A 17954-nucleotide genomic window follows, 5' to 3' on the forward strand; every position below is an offset into this window, starting at 1 on the left:
TTGGATCACCGGGCGCGAAACGTCCCGCGCACCAGCCGGGTAAGCAGACCCGGCAGCCCGGCATAGCTCGCCTTGTGATAGGGTGAATTGCCATCGAGTGCCGCAGACAGCCGGCGATGTGCCTCGCCCAGCGAATGATAGGGCAAGCCCGGCAACAGATGATGCAGGGCGTGATAGCGAAGCCCGACGGGTGCCCACAGCACGGGCAAGGTCGCAGGCGGCGGGACGTTGACCGAATCGAGATACTGCGCGGTCACCGACATTTCCTCGCCTTCATTCTCCCACAGATGCGCGACCAACGTTCGAACCTGGTTGATCGCCATCATGCCCGAAATCGTCGCCAGCAGAATGACCAACGCCTTCACCGGCAGCACGCCGGTTGCGGTCGCCGCGATCAGCCCAGTCGCCCAGATGCTGGTCGCAATTTCAAGCTGCCACCAGCGGCGCATCGCTTCGCCCTCGGTCGGACGGCGGCGGAACTCGGGATTGATGCAAAGCGCCGAAAAGCGCGCCTCGACCGGCCGGCGAAGCGATGGCACCAGGATCGTCAGCGGCGTCAGCAGCGCATAGCGTACCAGGAAACCGATCGGTGCCAGCGCCGAGACCATCACGAACAGCGGCACGCTCCACGGCTTCATGTGCGCCAGTGGCAGATATTCGGGGTCTTCAATCGTGCCATAGCGCGTCTTGGCATGGTGCAGGTTATGCACGCCCTCATAAGTGAACGAAGGTGCCATCAGCGGCACCCCGACCAGCGCATTCCACGCCAGGCGAAATCCGGGCAGGGCGGCATGCTTCATATGGCTGACTTCGTGGATGAAGCTGGCGGCGCGATACAGCGCCAGCACCGACACCAGCCACGACACGATCGCCCAATCCAGCGGCTCGATCAGGATCGCCCCGGCAAGCGCCGCGTAACCGATGACGACCGACGCCAGCAGGTCGGCCCAATAGATCGCTGGACGCGGCGCGATCAAATCGCGCGTTAGTTCAGCAGCGGCGCGAAGCATCGCCCGGTCATCGGCTATCTGGCCGCGCGGGGCAGATACCCGCGCCGAAACCGTACCGTCTGCTGCCAGCCGGTCGAGTGAGAAGCTATTCATGATGCTCTTCATTACCGGCAGATAGTGGCAGTATATGGGCATTCAATAAGTTGACATCGCCCAGCCGACGCGGGACGAGGTCCGCATGATCGCCATTCGCCCCGTCGCCACCCGCGCTGACCGCGCCAAATTCATCGACATCGCCTATCGGCTGAACGCGCATGATCCCAACTGGATCGCCCCCCTCCGCTCCGAAGTAGCCGAAACGATCAACCCCGCCAAAAACGGCTGGTTCAGCCATGCCGAGGGTCAATTGTTTCTCGCCGAGCGCGACGGCGAGGTCGTCGGGCGCATTTCGGCGCATGTCGATACGTTGGCGCTCACCATGCCCGCCGACAAGGGTTTCGGACCGGGTGCCGGCCAATGGGGACTGCTGGAGGCCGAGGACGAATCAGTCGCACACGCGCTGATCGCCACCGCCGAAACCTGGCTCCGCAATCGCGGGCTAAACCGCGCGCTGGGGCCGATCAGCCTGTCGATCTGGGAACAGCCGGGCCTGCTGATCGAGGGATTTGATCATCCCCCCACGGTGATGATGGGTCATAATCTGGCCGAACAGCGTGGCTGGATCGAACGGGCGGGCTACACACCGGCCAAGCAACTGGTCACCTATGACCTCGACATCGTCCCCGACTTTCCCCCGATCGTCCAACGGATCGTGGCGGCGGGCGAGAAGAACCAGCGGATCGTCATTCGGCGAGTCGATAAATCGCGCTTCGACGAAGATGCCGCGATCATCCTGGCCATCTTGAACGACGCCTGGCGCGACAATTGGGGGTATGTGCCGCTAACCCCGCCCGAAATCGCCGATGTCGGGCGCAAGCTGAAGCCGATCGTGTTCGAAGATCTGATCCGAATTGCCGAGGTCGATGGCGAGCCGGTAGCGTTCCTGATCACCCTGCCCGACCTTAACGAAGCGATCGCGCCGCTCAAGGGCAACCTTTTTCCCTTCGGCTGGGCAAAACTGCTGTGGTGGCTGCGCGCGCCGCAATGCCGGACGGTTCGCGTGCCGCTGATGGGCGTCGTCAAGCGGTTGCAGGCGTCGCGCATGGCGAGCCAATTGGCGTTCATGATGATCGAATATGTGCGCCGCGACACCATCGCCAAATTCGGCGCGACTCGCGGCGAGATCGGCTGGATCCTCGACGACAATCAGGGAATGATCGCCATCGCCGATGCGATCCAGGCCAGGATTAATCGCCGCTACACGATTTACGAACGAACCTTGTAACGAGCGACCGGGCATAGACCGCGAACATGCCGGGCTGCATCGGGTAGCAGCCCGACATTTCGACCGATCATCGCGCCGGTGTCTTCACGCCCAGCTTGGTCCACTCGGCGCGCGTCTTGCAGTCAGTTCGATAAATGAGCGAGCCGGTGATGAGATCGCGAAAGCAAATCCGCTGATCAGGATGCGGGGCGGGCTCGGCCTTGACGACACCGATCGATGGGGTGGGTTTGCGGTCTTCGGCCAGGGCCGGAGCAGCAGCGGTGATGGCGCAGATGGCGGCGAACATGGGGGCGAAACGTGTCATGAATTTTTCCTCCGTAGCCGCCCGTTTCGGCGGCATGGAGGTCTTTGCATCATGCGTGCCAAACGCAGCGCTTTAAGGAAATCAATGACTTAGAAGATTATCGCTCGTCGTTTACACTAGTGGTCAGTGCTGGTCACCAGATTGTGGTGATTTGCACCAATCAGCGAAGCTGCACCCAGGTCGGCGCATGATCACTGGCTTTCTCGCGCCCGCGATATGCCTTGTCGACACCGGCATCGACCAGCCGGTCGGCCGCCATCGGGCTCAGCAACAGATGGTCGATGCGGAACCCGGCATCGCGCTGCCACGCGCCCGCCTGATAGTCCCAAAAGGTCCAGACCCCGCCGCTGGGGAAGCGGGTTCGAAGCGAGTCGGTCCATCCTTGCGCCAATAGCAGGCGATAGGCTTCGCGCGATTCGGGCTGCATCAGCGCATCGCTCGCCATCGCCTTGACCGAATAGGTGTCGTCGTCATTGGCGATGACGTTGTAATCCCCCGCCAGCACCACCGGCTGCTCCTCGGCCAGCAAATCGCGCGCGCGCGCCGACAGTCGCTCGAACCAGCGCAGTTTATAGTCGAATTTGGGACCGGGCTGCGGGTTGCCGTTGGGCAGATAGATTGACGCGATCACCGTCCCGTCGACCTCGGCCTCCAGATAACGGCTATGCTCATCCTCGGGTTCACCGCTCAAACCGCGCTGGCGTTCGACCGGATCGACGCCGCGTGCCAGAATCGCGACGCCGTTAAATCCTTTTTGCCCATGCCACAGCGCGCCATAGCCCGCGTCGCGAATGTCGCGCTCAGGGAAGGTCTCATCGCTTGATTTGAGTTCTTGCAGGCAAACGACATCGGGCTTGGCTTCGGCCAGATACTCGACCAGCCGTGGCAACCGCGCCTTGATGCCGTTGACGTTATACGTGACGATCCGCAACGGCTTCAAATCGCGAAGCTGGAACCGCAACCACAGCCCGCGGCAGCCTGCGGATTGCTCACCTTGAACGCTGCACCGCCCAGGCTTTCGACGAAATCGACCTGCGCGCCGCGCACCAGATCGAGGCTCATCGAATCGACCACCAGCCGAACGCCATCGGTTTCGGCGATCGTGTCATCGGCATCGGCTGAATCAGCCAGGCCAAAGCGATATTGAAAGCCCGAACAGCCTCCACCTTCGACCGACAGGCGGAGAATCGCGGGCTTCGCCTGCTTCTCGGCGATTGCAGCTACGCGCGCCGCCGCCGACGGCGTCAGCGCGATCGCGGATTGTTCGATAATGGCCATGTGACAGAGATAGGAGAATTAGAGGCTACCGGCAATGGATGCGCCCCCTCCCCCGGTCAATCAGTTCACTTCGCCAGAGGTCCGCCGACGCTGGCCTGCTGCCGCAGTGCCTTGTCCTGCGATGCCAGCAACGTGTCGGCGCTTTGCATATAAGGCATCGGATTGACCGGGCGACCATCGATTCGGACTTCATAATGCAGGTGGCTGCCGGTCGAACGGCCGGTCGAACCCATCAGGCCGATCAGCTGGCCGCGCTTAACGCGGGTGTTGTCCGACACGATCAGGCGCGACAAATGGCCATAGCGCGTCTGAATCCCCTTGCCGTGATTAATCTCGACCAGATTGCCATAGGCACCCACCCGCTTGGACCGGCTGACGACGCCGTCCGCAGTCGCATAGACCGGCGTTCCCACGGGACCAGGAATATCGAGCCCGGCGTGCATCACGGCGGTGCCCCGAAACGGGTCTGAGCGGATGCCGAAGCTGGACGTCAAAGTGAGGTTCTCAACCGGCTGGAGCGACGGGATCGCGATCACTGCTTGCTCGAGCGTGTCGAGTTTTTTCCAGCTTTGGAATAGTGAACGGAACTGTGCGTCGGCATTGGGCTCGACTGCGGTCTCTGCTTCGCGATCGAGTGGCTCGAACGGGCCACCCATTGCCAGGCCGGCCTTTGACAGAATGCGTTCGGGGCGCAAGCCCAAGCGGCGCAGATGCTTTTCGGTGGCGACAATGCGCTGCTGCGCGGTGATGCGCGCCTGGATGGCGAAGGCGACTTGCTGGTTCTCGAGCCGGCGGAGGGGGGCGACGATCGAGGCGGCAGCGGGATTGGCGGGAATTTCGGCGAGGGCGGCGAGTTCCTGGGGTTCGCCCTGCCCGCTCAATACCGAAGCGATCAGTATCTGGCGCTGCTCCAGCTGAGCGGCATGCAATTCGGCGGTCTCTTTGACCGAAGCGATGTCGGCGCGCATCCGGGCGACTTCGGCTTCCATCTGCACCAGATCGGTATCGACAGCGGCGAAACCGCTGGTTTCCAATGCGCCATCGACCGTTTGCGCGACACCCAGGGCCGAGAAGGTCAGCGTGACCGCGGCAACCCCGGCCATCATCGCCTGCGTACGGGCGGTGATCGAAACGCGGCGGAGAGTGCGGCCATCGTGGAGGATGAATTCACGGTTGGTGAAAAAGCTTCGGAACCTGTCTGACAGGCCATCGTTCTTGCAATTGGAAAGACTGCTCATAATGCCCCGGCGACCATGGTTCACGACGCCGTTATGACGTTCGCGACAAGTTCGTCACGATCGCAGCCCCTCCGCGCCCTGACGATTTGGTTGTGCGTAAACCATGGTTGTACAGCAATAGCGGCGCGGCGGTTCCGCGCTGGACCGGGTTGGTCGCGGGTTGAGTCGTTGAACCCGTGGTTAACCATTCGTAAAAATCAGCCGCACCCGGCAAATTTTTCCGCTTATTTCGCAGAATCACGACTCTGCAATCGTTACCGATCAGAGCGCGCCCGCCGCCGCGAGCACCTCGTCGACATGACCGGGCACCTTCACCTTGCGCCATGCCCGCACCAATCGGCCATCGGGGCCGAACAGGAACGTCGAGCGGTCGATCCCCATATATTGTTTGCCGTACATGCTCTTTTCGACCCAGGCACCGAATGCCTCGCAGACGCTGTCGTCGGTGTCGCTGCCCAGCGGCACCGCAAGCGCGTATTTGGCGGCGAATTTCTGGTGCTTGGCCGGGGTGTCCTTGGAAATGCCGATCACCTGCACGTCGGCGGCCTCGAACGCGGGCATCGCTTCGGAAAAGCCCTGCGCCTCGCGCGTGCAGCCCGGCGTATCATCCTTGGGATAGAAATAGACGACCAGCGCGCGACCGCCGGTGTCGGGCAAATGGCGGGTGCCGCCATCGGGCAGGGTCACCGTCACATCGGGAATAGGCGCACCGGGTTCCAGCATCATGCATCATCTCCGCAAACCGCCGCCCACGCGGCGCGCACTTCCTGCCGAGTAGCACCCAGCGACGCAAGTACCGCCGCCCAATCCGCCAGGCCGAGCGCGCGTGCGATCAGCGCCTGGGTAGGGGGTGCCGGCGGCTGGGCATCGGGGGCGACCAGCCGCAACGTGACGAGCAACCGGGTGAGAAAATCATGCGCCGCGCCGATGGCGGGCGGCAAAAGCCCCGCCGAAGCCAGCGACGCGATCGCGGTGGGCAGATCGGGCGAAAACCCCGTGCGATGCACCAATTGCCGGACATGCACCGCAAATTCGAGATCGACCAGCCCGCCGTCGAGCAGCTTGGCATCGAGCGGCCCCTGCGCCGGTTTGTGCGCGCGCATGTCGGCACGCATCGCGCTGGCATCGGCGGCGACATCGCGCTCGGGCCGAGCCCCCGCCAGCACCGTGTCGATCACCCGCTGAGTCGCGGTGCGCGCCGCCGCCGATCCGAATACGGGCCGCGCGCGCGTGAGTGCCATATGCTCCCAGCTCCACGCGCTTTCGCGCTGGTAGCGCTCAAACCCGTCGAGCGACACCACCAGCGGCCCCTGCGTTCCCGATGGCCGCAGCCGGGTGTCGACCGGATAGAGCGGCCCCGAAGCGGTCGCGACCGACAGCGCCGCCGTCAGCCGCTGCGCCAGTCGGTTATAATAGAGCACGGTGCCCAGCGGCTTGTCGCCATCGGATTCGCCGCCGTGATCGCCGGTAAACAGATAGACCAGGTCGAGGTCGGAGGCATGGGTAAGCGCCGCGCCCCCCAGCCTCCCCAGCGCCAGCACCACCAATTCGCTGCCGGGCACCACGCCATGTTTGCGCGCGAATTCGGCCACCGCCGCCTCGCCCAGCGTAACGATCGCCGCCTCGGCAACCCGCGCATATCCCGCCGCCACTGCCAGCGGATCGGCGGTGCCCGCGACGATCTGGACCCCCAGCGCAAACCGCTTTTCATTGACGATCCGGCGAACATGATCGAGCTGCCGCTCATACCCATCGCCATCGAACGATCGCAGCCGCATCTCGCCCGCCAGCGCATCGACGGTATCGACCGGATCGAGCGCGCTTGCGTCGATCAAGCCGTCGAGCAATTCTACCCGCCGGCCAAGCGCTTCGGCCAGCGTCGGTGCATGGCTAAGGATCGTCGCCAGCAGGCGAGTGAGCGATGGCTGTGCTTCCAGCAGGCGGAAGAAGTTGATCGCGCTGGGCAGCCGCGCCAGCATGGTATCCAGCCGCGCCACCGCCGCCGCCGGATCGGGCGCGCCGCCAAATGCCTCGCATAATTGCGGCAGCACCGCTTCCAGCGCCCCCCGGGCAGGCGGACTACGCAGCGCCGGATAGCTGCCGCTGCGCCAATGCTCGATCCGCCGCACCACGGCTTCGGTCTGGTTGAAGCCGGCGGCGTGCAGATGCGCGGTCAGCGCGTCGTCGCTATCGGGCAAGCGGGTGTCGCGTTCGGGCTCGATCGCGTCATAGATCCGCCCTACCCGCTCGACCTGCGGACGCAGCAGATCGAGCAGCGCATTGCCATCGGCCAGCCCGTGCAGCCGCGCCACCCGGTCCAGTGCGTCGCCGGTGGGCAGCGCATGAGTCTGGCGGTCGTCGATCATCTGGACGCGATGCTCGATCGTTCGCAGCAGCCGATATGCCCCGGCCAGATGTGCGGCATCATCGGCGTTGATCCACCCCGCCGCCGCCAGCGCCGCCAGCGCATCGAGCGTCGCCGGCGCGCGGAGCGCCGGATCGCGGCCACCGTGAATCAATTGATGCACCTGCGCGAAAAACTCGATCTCCCGAATGCCGCCGCGCCCGCGCTTCAGATCATAGCCCGCGCCAAAGGCCTGACCCTGGGCATGATGATCGCGGATTCGGACGGTGATCTCACGGATTTCGGCGATGGTCCCGAAATCGAGCGCGCGCCGCCAGACAAAGGGCTGGATCGCCGACAGGAAACGCTCGCCCAGCGCAATGTCCCCCGCCGCCGAACGCGCCCGGATGAAGGCGGCGCGCTCCCATGCCAGCGCCTGTGATTCATAATAGCCGATCGCGGCTTCGATCGGCAGCGCGATCGGCGTGATCTCGGGCGAGGGACGCAAGCGCAGATCGACGCGCAGGACATAGCCATCGGCGTCGCGCGCCTGCAGCAGTTCGACGACGCGCTTGCCGATCCGGACGGCGGCGTCCTCCACCGCCTCGCGCGGGCGGCACGGCAACGTATCGGGATCATAAAGCAGGATCGGATCAATATCCGACGAATAATTCAGCTCGCCGCTACCCTGTTTGCCCAGCGCGATCGCGACGAAGCCGACCGGCGCGGCTCCCGGTGTCCGCTCCTCGATCGCGGTGCGGATCGCGGTGTCGAGCGCGTGATCGGCAAAGGCGGTCAGCGTTGCCACGACCTTTTCGAACGCGTAGCTGCCCGACAAATCCCCCAGCGCCACCAGCAACGCCAGCCGCCGCCGGGCGATGCGCAGCCGTTCCGCCACTGGCCTGTCGCCCAAATCACGCAGGATCGCCTGCAACGGATCATTGAGATCGGCGGCGGCATTGGCGGCGGTGGCGGGCTCGCGTTCGGCCAGCCACTTCAGGAACGGCGCGTGATCGGTCGCCCGGCCCAGCGCCTCGATCAACAGGTCGGGATCGGTGGCCTCGCGCATGTCACCCTCTTCAGGAAAGTTTGGGGACCACACCCCCTATGCCGCAACAATCTGACATTTTGGTCGTTATAGCTGACATGGGACAGATGCCGCCTTGTAAAGGACACCTAGAAAACGCGACGCACGTCGTGATTTCGGTGCCCCGTCCTTGCGATGCCATTGGTGGCGCGCTTCGCCGCGTCTATGGCCGCGAGCGCGCCCTGCCCGACGACATGCTCGATCTGCTCGCGGCAATCGACGATTGCAAACCCCCGCACAGCTAAAGCCCGATCAGCGATCGCGGCTTAGTTCGTCGACCTCGCCCATGATCGTATCCAATGCGCTTCGGCCTCCGGCATCATGTTCGCGCCGTGACGGCAACGATCCATCGGTCAACAGATTTTCCAGCGCCACCCGGCCGCGCGCCACCCGGCTCTTGATCGTGCCGACCGCGACTTCACAGATTTCCGCCGCCTCTTCATAGGCAAAGCCACCCGCACCGACCAGAATCAGCGCCTCGCGCTGGGGGCGCGGCAGATGCAGCAACGCGCGCTGCATATCGGTCAAATCGACATGCCGGTCCTGGCTGGCGGGCGCGGCCAGCAGCCGATCGGCAACCAGATCGTCCCATTCGCCCTTGAACCGCGCACGGCGCATTTGCGACAGATACAGGTTGCGCAGGATGATGAAGGTCCAGGCGCGCATATTGGTGCCCGCCTGGAACCGCTTGCGCGCGGCCCATGCCTTCAGCAGCGTTTCCTGCACCAAGTCGTCCGCCAGATCGCGGCTGCCCGAAAGCGAGCGGCCAAAGGCGCGAAGATGCGGAATGACCTGGGTCAGTTGCACCTTGAACTCGCTGTCGGACAGCGAGACATGTTCGACGATTGCCTCGACCTCGGGTGCTTCGTCTTGCTCGTCGTGCTGCGACATTCGATTCCGTTCAACAGGTGCGGTCGGCCGATGCCGATGCCGCAAGAATAAGGTATCGGCCGGGTGAAGGCCACTTCGCCCCGGCCACGCATTGCTGCGGCTGGGCTTAACTCAGCAGAAGAACGGCGAAGATCACGACCACCAGCACCAGCGAGATCGGCAGGATATAGCGCGTCATATGCGGGGTCGCGCCCGCACGAGCGCGATCGGTGTCGATGTGCGGTTGCTTCTTGTCAGCCATGGGTATGTGTCCCCGAATTGTGCTTTATTGAAAAGATCGATCGAAACCGATCAGTCGGTGGGAACCGATGATTGATCGAAGAAAAGCGCCTGGCTGATCGCCGCCTTGACCGTGGAGCGTTGAAAAGGCTTGGTGATCAGGAAGGTCGGCTCGGGCCGCTCGCCGGTCAACAGCCGCTCGGGAAAGGCGGTGATGAAGATCACCGGCACGTTGAATTCGGCCAATATGTCCTTCACCGCATCGATGCCCGAACTGTCATCGGCCAATTGGATATCGGCCAGCACCAGACCGGGGCGATCCTCCATCGCCAGCGCGACCGCCTCATCGCGGGTCACCGCAACGCCGGTAACCTCATGCCCCAGATCCCGCACGATCGTTTCGATATCCATCGCGATGATCGGCTCATCCTCGATCACCAGCACCCGCGCGCGCGTCTGTTGCTCGATTTCCGACAGCGCATCAGCGACCAGCCGATCGATCTCGTCATCGGACACATCGATCAGATATGCCGCATCCTCGACGGTGAAGCCCTCCATCGCCGTCAGCAGCAGTGCCTGACGCGACAGCGGGGCGATCCGCGAAAGCCGGGCGCGGGCAATCGCCTCGGGATCGGCGGGCACTTCCCCGGGGTTGCGATCATCCTCGATATGCGCCGACGACCAGATCGCCTGGAACGTGCGATACAGACCAAGACGCGGGTCGACGTCCTTGGGAAATTCGTCCGGCGCGGAAACGATCGCCTCTAGCGTGGCACGGACATAGCGGTCCCCCTCGGTCTGGCTGCCCGTCAGGGCGCGACCGTAGCGGCGCAGAAAGGGAAGATGGGGAGCAAGCTGTTGGCCAAGCGACATGATCGGGGTGGTCTCCGTCCGGTTGAGCGCAAATTTCATAACGCTCAAAGGCTTTTTTTGGTTCAAGCGCAATGGCGGGAGACGAGCCCCCGTTTTTGCTTCCTGACTGGAACCAACGAGATTGTATTTTGTTTCACTCTCCTACCACGCTTCCAAAGCACGACCGGAAATGTTGCTATTAAATGGAATGGCGACCGAAACGATCATCGTCGCTGGCCAACCGGCTATGGAAGATGCAGTAGGGGCCCGATCATGGAATCGTGCTGCGGAAACCGCGGGATGAAGGGGGAAGTTGGTGCGTCCTGGGAATAAACCCACAAACGAAGCGAAAACGACGAAACAATCGTCAAAAGCACGCCACAGCGAAAAAGCCGTAGGGGATGCGTTGCGTGCGGTATATCGTCAGGCGGTCGACGAGAGCATTCCCGACGAGTTGCTGGACCTCCTCAGAAAGCTAGATTAGCCGAACCGAAATGAATAATTCAGATCAGGACGCCCCGGAGCCGCGCAGCACCGGGAGCAGACTGGCGCACATTCCCACCGGTGCCAAAGTATTCCTGATTCTCAGTGCGGCGTTGTTGCCGCTCGCGCTGATCGCCTTTTTCGCCTCGCTGCAAACCAACCGTGCATCCGACATCGAAGCGCGAGCGCAGTTGCGGACTGCCGCGCAGCAAGGGGCACGGGCGCTGACGATCGAACTGGTCGGCAACATGACCGCGCTGCGCGATGCCGCCAATGCCTTGGAGCGCGATCCGGCCAACAGCCCTGCTTGCGCCCGCGCGCGCGGCGTGTTCGCGCAGCAATTTTCGACTGGCACCAGCTTTGCCATCACCGATCGTAACGGCCGCCTGCTTTGCGGTGAGCCAATCGATGCTGCACCCGTCACCACCGACGCAGGGCAGGTCGGCTTTCGCATGCGTGATAATGGCCTAGTCCTCGGGATTGCAGCGCGCAAAGGTGAAGCGGTCGCCACGGCGTTCTTCCCCACCGAGTTTTTGGCGCTTGTCGGTCGCCCCAGCGGCTTCAAGGCGGCCTATGCCAGCAACTTGACGGCAGGCGAGCAAACGCTTCCGCTGACGGCGTTGCCCAATCGCTCCACCTTGCAACGGCGCGACACCCATATCGCGCCGATCGGCATTAATGACCTGGCGCTGGCGATGACGATCAGTTCGCCGCCGATCACCTCGCCGCTGTTGATCGCGATGCTGCTGCCGCTGCTGATGTGGGCCGCTGCCGCCGGTATCGGCTGGTTCGTGGTCGATCGGCTGCTCATCCGCCCGCTTCGCCGGTTGCGCGCCAATGTCGGCACCTATCAGCCGGGCGAAATCCTGCGACCGATCGAATATGGCGCGGTACCGGCACAGGAAATCCGCGAACTGGGCGATACGTTCGAACAGATCACCCGCACGGTGCAGCTGCACGAGGCCGATCTTGCCCAAGGCCTGGTGCGCCAGACCAAGCTGACGCGCGAGGTGCATCACCGGGTAAAGAACAATCTGCAGGTCATCGCCAGCCTGATCAATTTCCATGCCCGCGGGGCACCATCGCCCGACGCGGTTGCCGCTTATGCCTCGATCCAGCGGCGGGTCGATGCCCTGGCGGTGGTGCATCGCTATCATTTCGCCGAGATGGAAGATAATCGCGGGCTCGAGCTGCGATCGGTGATCGGCGAATTGGCGTCGAACATCCGGGCGACCGCGCCCGAGCCGGCATCGCGCCTTGGCATCGCGCTGGACATCGAACCGCTTCAGGCATCGCAAGACGTTGCGGTCGCCGTCGCCTTTTTGCTGACCGAGCTGATCGAGCTGGCGATGAACGTCGAACCGCAAACGCAGATCCGCCTGACGATGCGTGCCGCACAGCCCGAGGGGACCGCGACGCTTCGCATCAGTTCCCCGTCGCTGGTAGGCGGTCCCGTTCTCGAAGAATTGCTCGCGACCCGCTACGGTCGCGTGATCACTGGCCTGGCGCGCCAGCTTCGATCGCCGCTGCACCATGATCCGCTGGTCGGAGCGTATGAAATTTCGATCGCGGTGGTGCGCCCCTAAAAAAAACTTACATGCGTTGGAACCCCGGGCGCACAGCGTTGTTTTACTCTTCGGATAGCGACAATTTGCCCCCCCGCTCTCGCTATCCACGACATGGGCCCGGAAGCGCCACCCTCCCCCCCCCGGAGGCGCTTCCGGGCCTAATTTCATTCTGGCCAACCCGCCCCCGCCAGACGCTTGGCACGCACATGGCGGAACGAAACCTCCCTGCAAACATTCAATTGCCGAAGTTCATGCCGATTAAAGGAGGTTCAGAATGCGCAAGTTTCTAGGTTTGGCCATCGTCGCGAGCGCGCTGATGGTAAGCGCTTGCAACACGGTTGGCGGCATTGGCCGCGACGTGCAGTCGGCTGGTGAGGCCGTTGAAAAAGTCGGCGACTAATCCCGGCGCTGACATCGCGTAATCGCGGTAATAACAGGGGCTGCGGGAAACCGCGGCCCCTTTGCTATTCAGCCGGTTTTTCGATCGCGTCGGTGACGTCGCTTACCTTGGCCCGCTTACGTTCGGTGAACCATATCCCGATCAGAGCCAGCTCGTACAAAAGGATCAGCGGGATCGCGAGCAGGAATTGCGACCCGATGTCGGGCGGCGTCAGCACTGCCGCAAGCCCGAAAGCAGCCACGATCGCATAGCGCCGCGCGCTCACCAGTTGCTGGCGAGTGACGATCCCGGCGCGCTCGAGCAGCATCAGCAGCACTGGCAACAGAAATGAAATGCCGAACGCGAACAGGAACTGCATCACGAAGGACAGATAATTGCCGACCGACGGTAATGCTTCCTGTTCGATGCCGCCGAAATTACCCTGAAAACTGAGCAGGAAGGTCAGCGCGACGGGAATCGTGACGAAATAGGCGAGCGATGCCCCGGCGATGAACAGCACCGGTGTCGCTAAAATAAACGGAAACAACGCCCGCTTCTCGGCCCGATACAGGCCGGGCGCGACAAACTGCCAAAGCTGGTTGGCCAGCACCGGAAACGAAATCATCAGTGCGGCGAATAGCGCCACCTTCACCCGGACGAAAAACGCCTCAAACAACTGGGTGAAAATCACCCTTTTCTGCCCCGCAGCCACCAAAGGCTGGACGAGGAACGCGAAAATTTCTTCGGCAAAGGCATAGCAGACGAAGAAGGCGATCAGCAGCGTCAGCACGCAATATAGCGCGCGCCGGCGCAATTCGATCAAATGGTCGAGCAGCGGTGCCTGGCTCTGGTCGATCTCGTCGCTCACGATGCCGCCTTCTGGTCAGCGCCGGGGCTGTCGATCGAGGGTATCGGCGCGGGCTCGGTCGTGCCGGCATAGGGCTCTGGCCGGATGTCGGGCTTGGCCACCGTTTCGGCCGGCTGATCTTCATTTGCCGATTCCGTCGCGGCTGGTGCCGTCAGCATCGCTGGTTCAGGCGGATGCTCGCGCATGATCCGCGCATTCTCGTCGGCCCATTTCTTTTCCATCTCGGCCAATTCGGCCTCGCGTACCATCGCGTCGAAGCCGCTGCGAAACTGGCGCGCAACGCCGCGCGCCTTGCCGACCCATTGGCCGACAAAGCGCATTGCCTTTGGAAGGTCCTTTGGACCGATGACCAACAGCGCGACGACGGCGACCACCATCATCTCGCCCATGTTGAAATCGAGCATTCTGCTCCGCCGTTAGCGGCGCGCTACCGTTGCGCGCCGAAAGTCAAAAAGGCGTCGGTTCAACGATCGTCGCGGGTACGATCGGCTTCGGTCTTGAACGCGGGTTCGGCGGCGCGCTGGCCTTCGATCCGGCTCGGCTCCGACTTTACCTCATCGTCCTCGATCATGCCCTTCTTGAAGTTCTTGATGCCCTTGGCAACGTCACCCATCAGGTTCGAAAAGCGACCGCCACCCAGCAACAGGATCGCGATCACGCCGAACACCAGCCAATGCATCAGGCTGAAACCACCCATGACAATTCTCCTCGTGTCGCGCCCTATCTAGTCGCAGTCGTCGGCAGTTACCACCTCGATCGACAGATCAACCGGATCAAGCAGCCCGGCGGCCCGCAAATCCTCGATCCCCGGCAAATCGCGGCGGCTGGCCAGGCCGAAATGATCGAGGAACCCCGCCGTGGTGGCATAAGTCAGCGGCCGGCCGGGCACTTCGCGGCGCCCGGCGGGGCGAACCCAGCCCGCCGCCATCAACACGTCGATCGTTCCCTTGGCCACCTGTACCCCGCGGATCGCCTCGATTTCGGCGCGGGTGACCGGCTCGTGATAGGCGATGATCGCCAGCGTCTCGATCCCGGCGCGGCTGAGTTTGCGGCTATCCTCGCGGTCGCGCCGCAACAGGTGCGCCAGATCGCCCGCAGTCTCGAAATGCCAATGGTCGCCGCGCCGCACCAGCGCGATCCCGCGCCCGGCATAATCGTCCGCGAGCGTACTGAGCGCACGGCGGACATCGGCACCCTCGCCGACATGCTCGGCAATCTGAGTCGCCGTGAGCGGGGTCGGCGAGGCGAACAGCACCGCCTCGACCGCGCGGACCAGATCATCGGGCGGCATCATGCCAGTTCGCGCAGATATAGCGGCGCAAACGGCGCCGCCTGCCGCAGTTCGAGCCTGCCCTGCCGCGCCAGTTCAAGCGCGGCGACGAAGCTGGAGGCAAGCGCCGAGCGACGATACGCCTCGTCGCGACTCGGCGGCAGGAAGCTGGCCAGTGTCGCCCAGTCGATCGCTTCGCCCACCATCTGCGAGACGCGCGCAATCGCTTCCTCCAGCGTCATCACCGTGCGTCTGGCGACGACGTGCATCACCGGGCGCGATCGCGCGCTGATTTGGCCATAGGCTGCGATCAGGTCGTAAATCTCGGCCTCCCAGCGAGTCTGCCGATCGGTCCGAAGGCCTTCGGGGCAGCCGCGCGCGAACACATCGCGCCCCATCCGGTCACGCGCCATCAGCCGCGCGCCCGCCTCGCGCATCGCATTCAGCCGTTCGAGCCGAAGCGTCAGCCGCAGTGCCAGTTCCTCGGGGCTTGGCGTTTCCTGTGGGTCACGCGGCAGCAGCAGCGCCGATTTGAGATAGGCGAGCCAGGCGGCCATCACCAGATAATCGGCGGCCACCTCGAGCTGAAGCGCCCGCGCGCCTTCGATAAAGGCCAGATATTGTTCGACCAGATCGAGGATCGAAATCGCCTTCAGATCGACCTTCTGTGCGCGCGCCAGCCCGAGCAACAGGTCGAGCGGCCCCTCCCATCCCTCAAGCGCGACGGTCAGCGTCGGTTCGACGTCAGCCATCGCGGTACATCGCGCAAGAGGATGCCCTATCCATGCCCGCACGATATGCCACAGCGCCCCCGCGCACCACGGCTTTCGCCATCACGCCAGCGCTAGTGGTCCGATTCTGACATTTGCTACCCCCTTCGGCTCAGTCAGGAGCAAATGTCAGAATCTCCAGGACCACTAGCAATTATGTGATTCTAGTGGATTTTATGATTTTGACATTCGCAGCGAGAGCGTGCCGCAGGCGGGATGCGAATGTCAAAATCAATCCACTAGCAGCGCATCACGCTTGGCGATCAGTTCGGCCAGATCGCCCTCGATCATCGCCGCCTTGCGCAAGGCCATTGCCCGGTCGAGCCGATCGCTTGCCGCCGCCGAAATCGTCCCCGCCTGGCCGGCAATGTCGATCATCTCGTCCATCCGGCCCCAGCAATCGAGCACCACATCGCATCCGGCGGCCAACGCCCCCGCCGCCTTGTCGCCGGCGCTGCCGGTCAGCGCCTTCATGTCGATGTCGTCGGTCATCAACAGCCCGTCGAAACCGATGCGGCGGCGAATCACGTCTTCGATTACGATCGGCGACAAGGTGGCGGGCCGCGCCGAATCCCAGGCGTCGAACACGCAGTGGCAGGTCATCGCCATCGGCGCATCGGCCAGCGAGCGAAAGGGTTCGAGGTCGATCTGCAATTCGGCATCCGATGCGGTGACTCGCGGCAATTCATAATGGCTGTCGACGCTGGCGCGGCCGTGGCCGGGCATGTGCTTGACCACCCCCACCACCCCGCCCCGCGCCAGCCCGTCGAGCACCGCGCGGCCGATCGCGGCGACCTGCATCGGTTCCTCGCCATAGGTGCGGCTGGTGATCGCCGCGGTCGCGCCGGGGACGGGCACGTCGAGCAAGGGCATGCAGTCGACAGTGATACCGACTTCGGCCAGCGTCAGCGCGATCGCATGCGCGTTGCAGCGCGCCGCCTCGATCGCCGAGATCGGCGCGATCTGCCACAAGGCGGCAAAAGCGGGACCGGCGGGAAAGCCAGGCCATTCGGGGGGCCGCATCCGGGCGACCGGCCCGCCCTCCTGATCGATCAGGATCGGCAGTTCGTCGCGGCCCGACAGCGCGCGAAGCTCGTCGGTCAGCGCGCGCAACTGCACGCGATCCTGCACATTGCGACCGAACAGGATATACCCCAGTGGATCGGCATCGGTGAAAAAGGCGCGCTCATCGGCGGTCAGCGTCAGGCCGGAAAGGCCATAGATTACGGGTTGCATGGCCGGGGGGGGTAGCGAACCCCGTCGCTTTTATGAACCCCCGTTCGCGCCGCACTGGTCGCAGGCGCAAAACCGATTTCGCCGACTATGCCTTATGAAACCACGAAACACGCTTCGCCCGCGACCTTCAGCTTGCCGCAGATTTCGCGCGCCTGTGCGTTGCTGCCGGCATTCACCCGCAAGCGGTGGACGGTGCGGCCATTCACCTCGGCTGCCTGAACCGACTGGCCAAGGCCCGCGAGATAGCCGAAGCGCCCCGAAAGCTGCTTCCATGCCGATTGCGCCACCGCGTCGCTCGGGAACGAACCAAGCTGGACGACGGCACCGCCGCCGCCGGTCGCCGCCGGTGGCGGCGTCGCCGTGGCGGGAGCGGCCGCGCTCAACCGGCCCGAGGGGGGCGGCACATCCGCCGCGACGCGGCGTGCGCTCGGCGTAGCGGCGGGCGCGGCCTTTGGCTGCGCGATGCCGGCGACCGGCACTTCGGGCACTGCCGACAAATCGACTCGCGCCTTGGTCGCGCTGCCTTCGCTGGTCTTGAACACGGCGTCGCCTTCGCCCGCCACGCGCATGCCGCCGGGCTCTTCGGGCTTGATCTTGAAATCGCCTTCGGGCGCGGCGATCAGTTCGCCCGACCCGCCGACGACCCGGCGATCCTGATACCAATAAATTGCCGCCACCGCCGCCGCGATCACCGCCAGGCTGACGCCGATCAGCAGAAACAGCCGATACAGTGACGGGCTGTCGTCATAGCCGTCATCGACCGTCTCCAGCCAGGGCAGCCGATCCTCATCGCGCTCGATCGCGTCGCCGCCGGTCATCTCGCGCGTATTCAT

22 protein-coding genes are annotated in these 17954 nt (G+C 63.7%); 5 read left to right on the forward strand and 17 right to left on the reverse strand.

The features are described 5' to 3' along the window. Window positions 1–5: 5 nt before the first annotated feature. A complete protein-coding gene (locus tag QU44_RS05685; protein WP_033920951.1) occupies window positions 6–1103 on the reverse strand; it encodes a fatty acid desaturase family protein in 1098 nt (365 codons plus the stop codon). An 85-nt stretch (window positions 1104–1188) separates the two neighbouring features. On the opposite strand from QU44_RS05685, the gene QU44_RS05690 reads away from it, so the two are divergent. Further along, the gene (locus QU44_RS05690) at window positions 1189–2334 is read left to right on the forward strand and encodes a hypothetical protein (protein WP_033920812.1); all 1146 of its coding nucleotides are present in this window, start codon (window positions 1189–1191) and stop codon (window positions 2332–2334) included. Between the two features lie 67 nt (window positions 2335–2401). Here the strand turns inward: QU44_RS05690 and QU44_RS05695 are convergent, their stop codons facing one another. The 6 genes from QU44_RS05695 to QU44_RS05720 all read right to left on the reverse strand — a co-directional run bounded on the left by QU44_RS05695 (window position 2402) and on the right by QU44_RS05720 (window position 8567). Next, entirely contained in the window at window positions 2402–2638 is a 237-nt protein-coding gene (locus QU44_RS05695) for a hypothetical protein (protein WP_156140966.1), read from the reverse strand. A 160-nt stretch (window positions 2639–2798) separates the two neighbouring features. Continuing rightward, window positions 2799–3569 (reverse strand): exodeoxyribonuclease III, encoded by a 771-nt coding sequence (xth, locus tag QU44_RS05700; RefSeq protein ID WP_033920953.1) that lies wholly within the window; start codon window positions 3567–3569, stop codon window positions 2799–2801. Window positions 3570–3574: 5 nt separating this feature from the next. Further along, window positions 3575–3916, reverse strand: coding sequence for an iron-sulfur cluster insertion protein ErpA (gene erpA, locus QU44_RS05705; RefSeq protein ID WP_033920816.1), 342 nt, complete (start codon window positions 3914–3916; stop codon window positions 3575–3577). A gap of 65 nt (window positions 3917–3981) precedes the next feature. Further along, window positions 3982–5154, reverse strand: coding sequence for a M23 family metallopeptidase (locus tag QU44_RS05710; protein WP_033920817.1), 1173 nt, complete (start codon window positions 5152–5154; stop codon window positions 3982–3984). A 261-nt stretch (window positions 5155–5415) separates the two neighbouring features. Further along, window positions 5416–5880 (reverse strand): peroxiredoxin, encoded by a 465-nt coding sequence (locus QU44_RS05715; protein WP_443018075.1) that lies wholly within the window; start codon window positions 5878–5880, stop codon window positions 5416–5418. Then, entirely contained in the window at window positions 5877–8567 is a 2691-nt protein-coding gene (locus tag QU44_RS05720; RefSeq protein ID WP_033920819.1) for a bifunctional [glutamine synthetase] adenylyltransferase/[glutamine synthetase]-adenylyl-L-tyrosine phosphorylase, read from the reverse strand. Before QU44_RS05720 ends, QU44_RS05715 begins: the two co-directional genes overlap by 4 nt. A gap of 137 nt (window positions 8568–8704) precedes the next feature. Here QU44_RS05720 and QU44_RS18855 point away from each other — a divergent pair, with 137 nt between their 5' ends. Further along, entirely contained in the window at window positions 8705–8830 is a 126-nt protein-coding gene (locus QU44_RS18855) for a hypothetical protein (protein ID WP_269429161.1), read from the forward strand. Window positions 8831–8837: 7 nt separating this feature from the next. Here the strand turns inward: QU44_RS18855 and QU44_RS05725 are convergent, their stop codons facing one another. The 3 genes from QU44_RS05725 to QU44_RS05735 form a co-directional block, all read right to left on the reverse strand. After that, entirely contained in the window at window positions 8838–9476 is a 639-nt protein-coding gene (locus tag QU44_RS05725) for a sigma-70 family RNA polymerase sigma factor (protein WP_033920820.1), read from the reverse strand. A 106-nt stretch (window positions 9477–9582) separates the two neighbouring features. Continuing rightward, entirely contained in the window at window positions 9583–9717 is a 135-nt protein-coding gene (locus tag QU44_RS18860; protein ID WP_033920821.1) for a hypothetical protein, read from the reverse strand. A 50-nt stretch (window positions 9718–9767) separates the two neighbouring features. Next, window positions 9768–10568 (reverse strand): response regulator, encoded by an 801-nt coding sequence (locus tag QU44_RS05735; RefSeq protein ID WP_033920956.1) that lies wholly within the window; start codon window positions 10566–10568, stop codon window positions 9768–9770. A 295-nt stretch (window positions 10569–10863) separates the two neighbouring features. On the opposite strand from QU44_RS05735, the gene QU44_RS18465 reads away from it, so the two are divergent. From QU44_RS18465 to QU44_RS05745, 3 genes are all read left to right on the forward strand, one after another. Next, window positions 10864–11031: a NepR family anti-sigma factor gene (locus QU44_RS18465; protein WP_197054257.1), complete on the forward strand. Its 168-nt coding sequence runs from the start codon at window positions 10864–10866 to the stop codon at window positions 11029–11031. A gap of 10 nt (window positions 11032–11041) precedes the next feature. After that, window positions 11042–12616, forward strand: a complete 1575-nt coding sequence (locus tag QU44_RS05740; protein WP_033920822.1) for a sensor histidine kinase — start codon at window positions 11042–11044, stop codon at window positions 12614–12616. Window positions 12617–12872: 256 nt separating this feature from the next. Further along, entirely contained in the window at window positions 12873–12998 is a 126-nt protein-coding gene (locus QU44_RS05745) for an entericidin A/B family lipoprotein (protein WP_033920824.1), read from the forward strand. A 64-nt stretch (window positions 12999–13062) separates the two neighbouring features. Here the strand turns inward: QU44_RS05745 and tatC are convergent, their stop codons facing one another. The 7 genes from tatC to QU44_RS05780 all read right to left on the reverse strand — a co-directional run bounded on the left by tatC (window position 13063) and on the right by QU44_RS05780 (window position 17954). Continuing rightward, window positions 13063–13845 carry a twin-arginine translocase subunit TatC gene (tatC, locus tag QU44_RS05750; protein WP_033920825.1) on the reverse strand — a complete coding sequence of 261 codons (783 nt, stop codon included), beginning with the start codon at window positions 13843–13845 and terminating at the stop codon, window positions 13063–13065. Further along, the gene (tatB, locus tag QU44_RS17705; RefSeq protein ID WP_081987878.1) at window positions 13842–14249 is read right to left on the reverse strand and encodes a Sec-independent protein translocase protein TatB; all 408 of its coding nucleotides are present in this window, start codon (window positions 14247–14249) and stop codon (window positions 13842–13844) included. The genes tatC and tatB overlap by 4 nt, the downstream gene beginning before the upstream one ends. Before the next feature lie 59 nt (window positions 14250–14308). After that, complete coding sequence (locus QU44_RS05760; protein ID WP_033920827.1) at window positions 14309–14542, reverse strand: twin-arginine translocase TatA/TatE family subunit; 234 nt, start codon at window positions 14540–14542, stop codon at window positions 14309–14311. Between the two features lie 27 nt (window positions 14543–14569). After that, the gene (gene scpB / locus QU44_RS05765) at window positions 14570–15139 is read right to left on the reverse strand and encodes an SMC-Scp complex subunit ScpB (RefSeq protein ID WP_033920828.1); all 570 of its coding nucleotides are present in this window, start codon (window positions 15137–15139) and stop codon (window positions 14570–14572) included. Next, entirely contained in the window at window positions 15136–15867 is a 732-nt protein-coding gene (locus QU44_RS05770; protein ID WP_033920830.1) for a segregation and condensation protein A, read from the reverse strand. Before QU44_RS05770 ends, scpB begins: the two co-directional genes overlap by 4 nt. A gap of 249 nt (window positions 15868–16116) precedes the next feature. Next, the gene (locus QU44_RS05775) at window positions 16117–17121 is read right to left on the reverse strand and encodes a glycoside hydrolase family 3 N-terminal domain-containing protein (protein ID WP_033920832.1); all 1005 of its coding nucleotides are present in this window, start codon (window positions 17119–17121) and stop codon (window positions 16117–16119) included. A gap of 92 nt (window positions 17122–17213) precedes the next feature. Next, window positions 17214–17954, reverse strand: a complete 741-nt coding sequence (locus QU44_RS05780) for an SPOR domain-containing protein (RefSeq protein WP_231621635.1) — start codon at window positions 17952–17954, stop codon at window positions 17214–17216.

This window comes from Sphingomonas sp. 37zxx, from assembly GCF_000786205.1.
In the GTDB taxonomy this organism is placed as follows: domain Bacteria; phylum Pseudomonadota; class Alphaproteobacteria; order Sphingomonadales; family Sphingomonadaceae; genus Sphingomonas.

Coding starts and splice junctions, on each gene's coding strand:
- tatB (WP_081987878.1), bottom strand. CDS start 14,249: ATGCTCGATTTCAACATGGGCGAGATGATGGTGGTCGCCGTCGTCGCG.
- QU44_RS05735 (WP_033920956.1), bottom strand. CDS start 10,568: ATGTCGCTTGGCCAACAGCTTGCTCCCCATCTTCCCTTTCTGCGCCGC.
- QU44_RS05740 (WP_033920822.1), top strand. CDS start 11,042: ATGAATAATTCAGATCAGGACGCCCCGGAGCCGCGCAGCACCGGGAGC.
- QU44_RS05745 (WP_033920824.1), top strand. CDS start 12,873: ATGCGCAAGTTTCTAGGTTTGGCCATCGTCGCGAGCGCGCTGATGGTA.
- QU44_RS05760 (WP_033920827.1), bottom strand. CDS start 14,542: ATGGGTGGTTTCAGCCTGATGCATTGGCTGGTGTTCGGCGTGATCGCG.
- erpA (WP_033920816.1), bottom strand. CDS start 3,916: ATGGCCATTATCGAACAATCCGCGATCGCGCTGACGCCGTCGGCGGCG.
- QU44_RS05690 (WP_033920812.1), top strand. CDS start 1,189: ATGATCGCCATTCGCCCCGTCGCCACCCGCGCTGACCGCGCCAAATTC.
- QU44_RS05685 (WP_033920951.1), bottom strand. CDS start 1,103: ATGAATAGCTTCTCACTCGACCGGCTGGCAGCAGACGGTACGGTTTCG.
- QU44_RS05720 (WP_033920819.1), bottom strand. CDS start 8,567: ATGCGCGAGGCCACCGATCCCGACCTGTTGATCGAGGCGCTGGGCCGG.
- QU44_RS05715 (WP_443018075.1), bottom strand. CDS start 5,880: ATGATGCTGGAACCCGGTGCGCCTATTCCCGATGTGACGGTGACCCTG.
- QU44_RS05775 (WP_033920832.1), bottom strand. CDS start 17,121: ATGCAACCCGTAATCTATGGCCTTTCCGGCCTGACGCTGACCGCCGAT.
- scpB (WP_033920828.1), bottom strand. CDS start 15,139: ATGATGCCGCCCGATGATCTGGTCCGCGCGGTCGAGGCGGTGCTGTTC.
- QU44_RS05770 (WP_033920830.1), bottom strand. CDS start 15,867: ATGGCTGACGTCGAACCGACGCTGACCGTCGCGCTTGAGGGATGGGAG.
- QU44_RS05710 (WP_033920817.1), bottom strand. CDS start 5,154: ATGAGCAGTCTTTCCAATTGCAAGAACGATGGCCTGTCAGACAGGTTC.
- QU44_RS05780 (WP_231621635.1), bottom strand. CDS start 17,954: ATGAATACGCGCGAGATGACCGGCGGCGACGCGATCGAGCGCGATGAG.
- QU44_RS05695 (WP_156140966.1), bottom strand. CDS start 2,638: ATGACACGTTTCGCCCCCATGTTCGCCGCCATCTGCGCCATCACCGCT.
- QU44_RS18860 (WP_033920821.1), bottom strand. CDS start 9,717: ATGGCTGACAAGAAGCAACCGCACATCGACACCGATCGCGCTCGTGCG.
- QU44_RS05725 (WP_033920820.1), bottom strand. CDS start 9,476: ATGTCGCAGCACGACGAGCAAGACGAAGCACCCGAGGTCGAGGCAATC.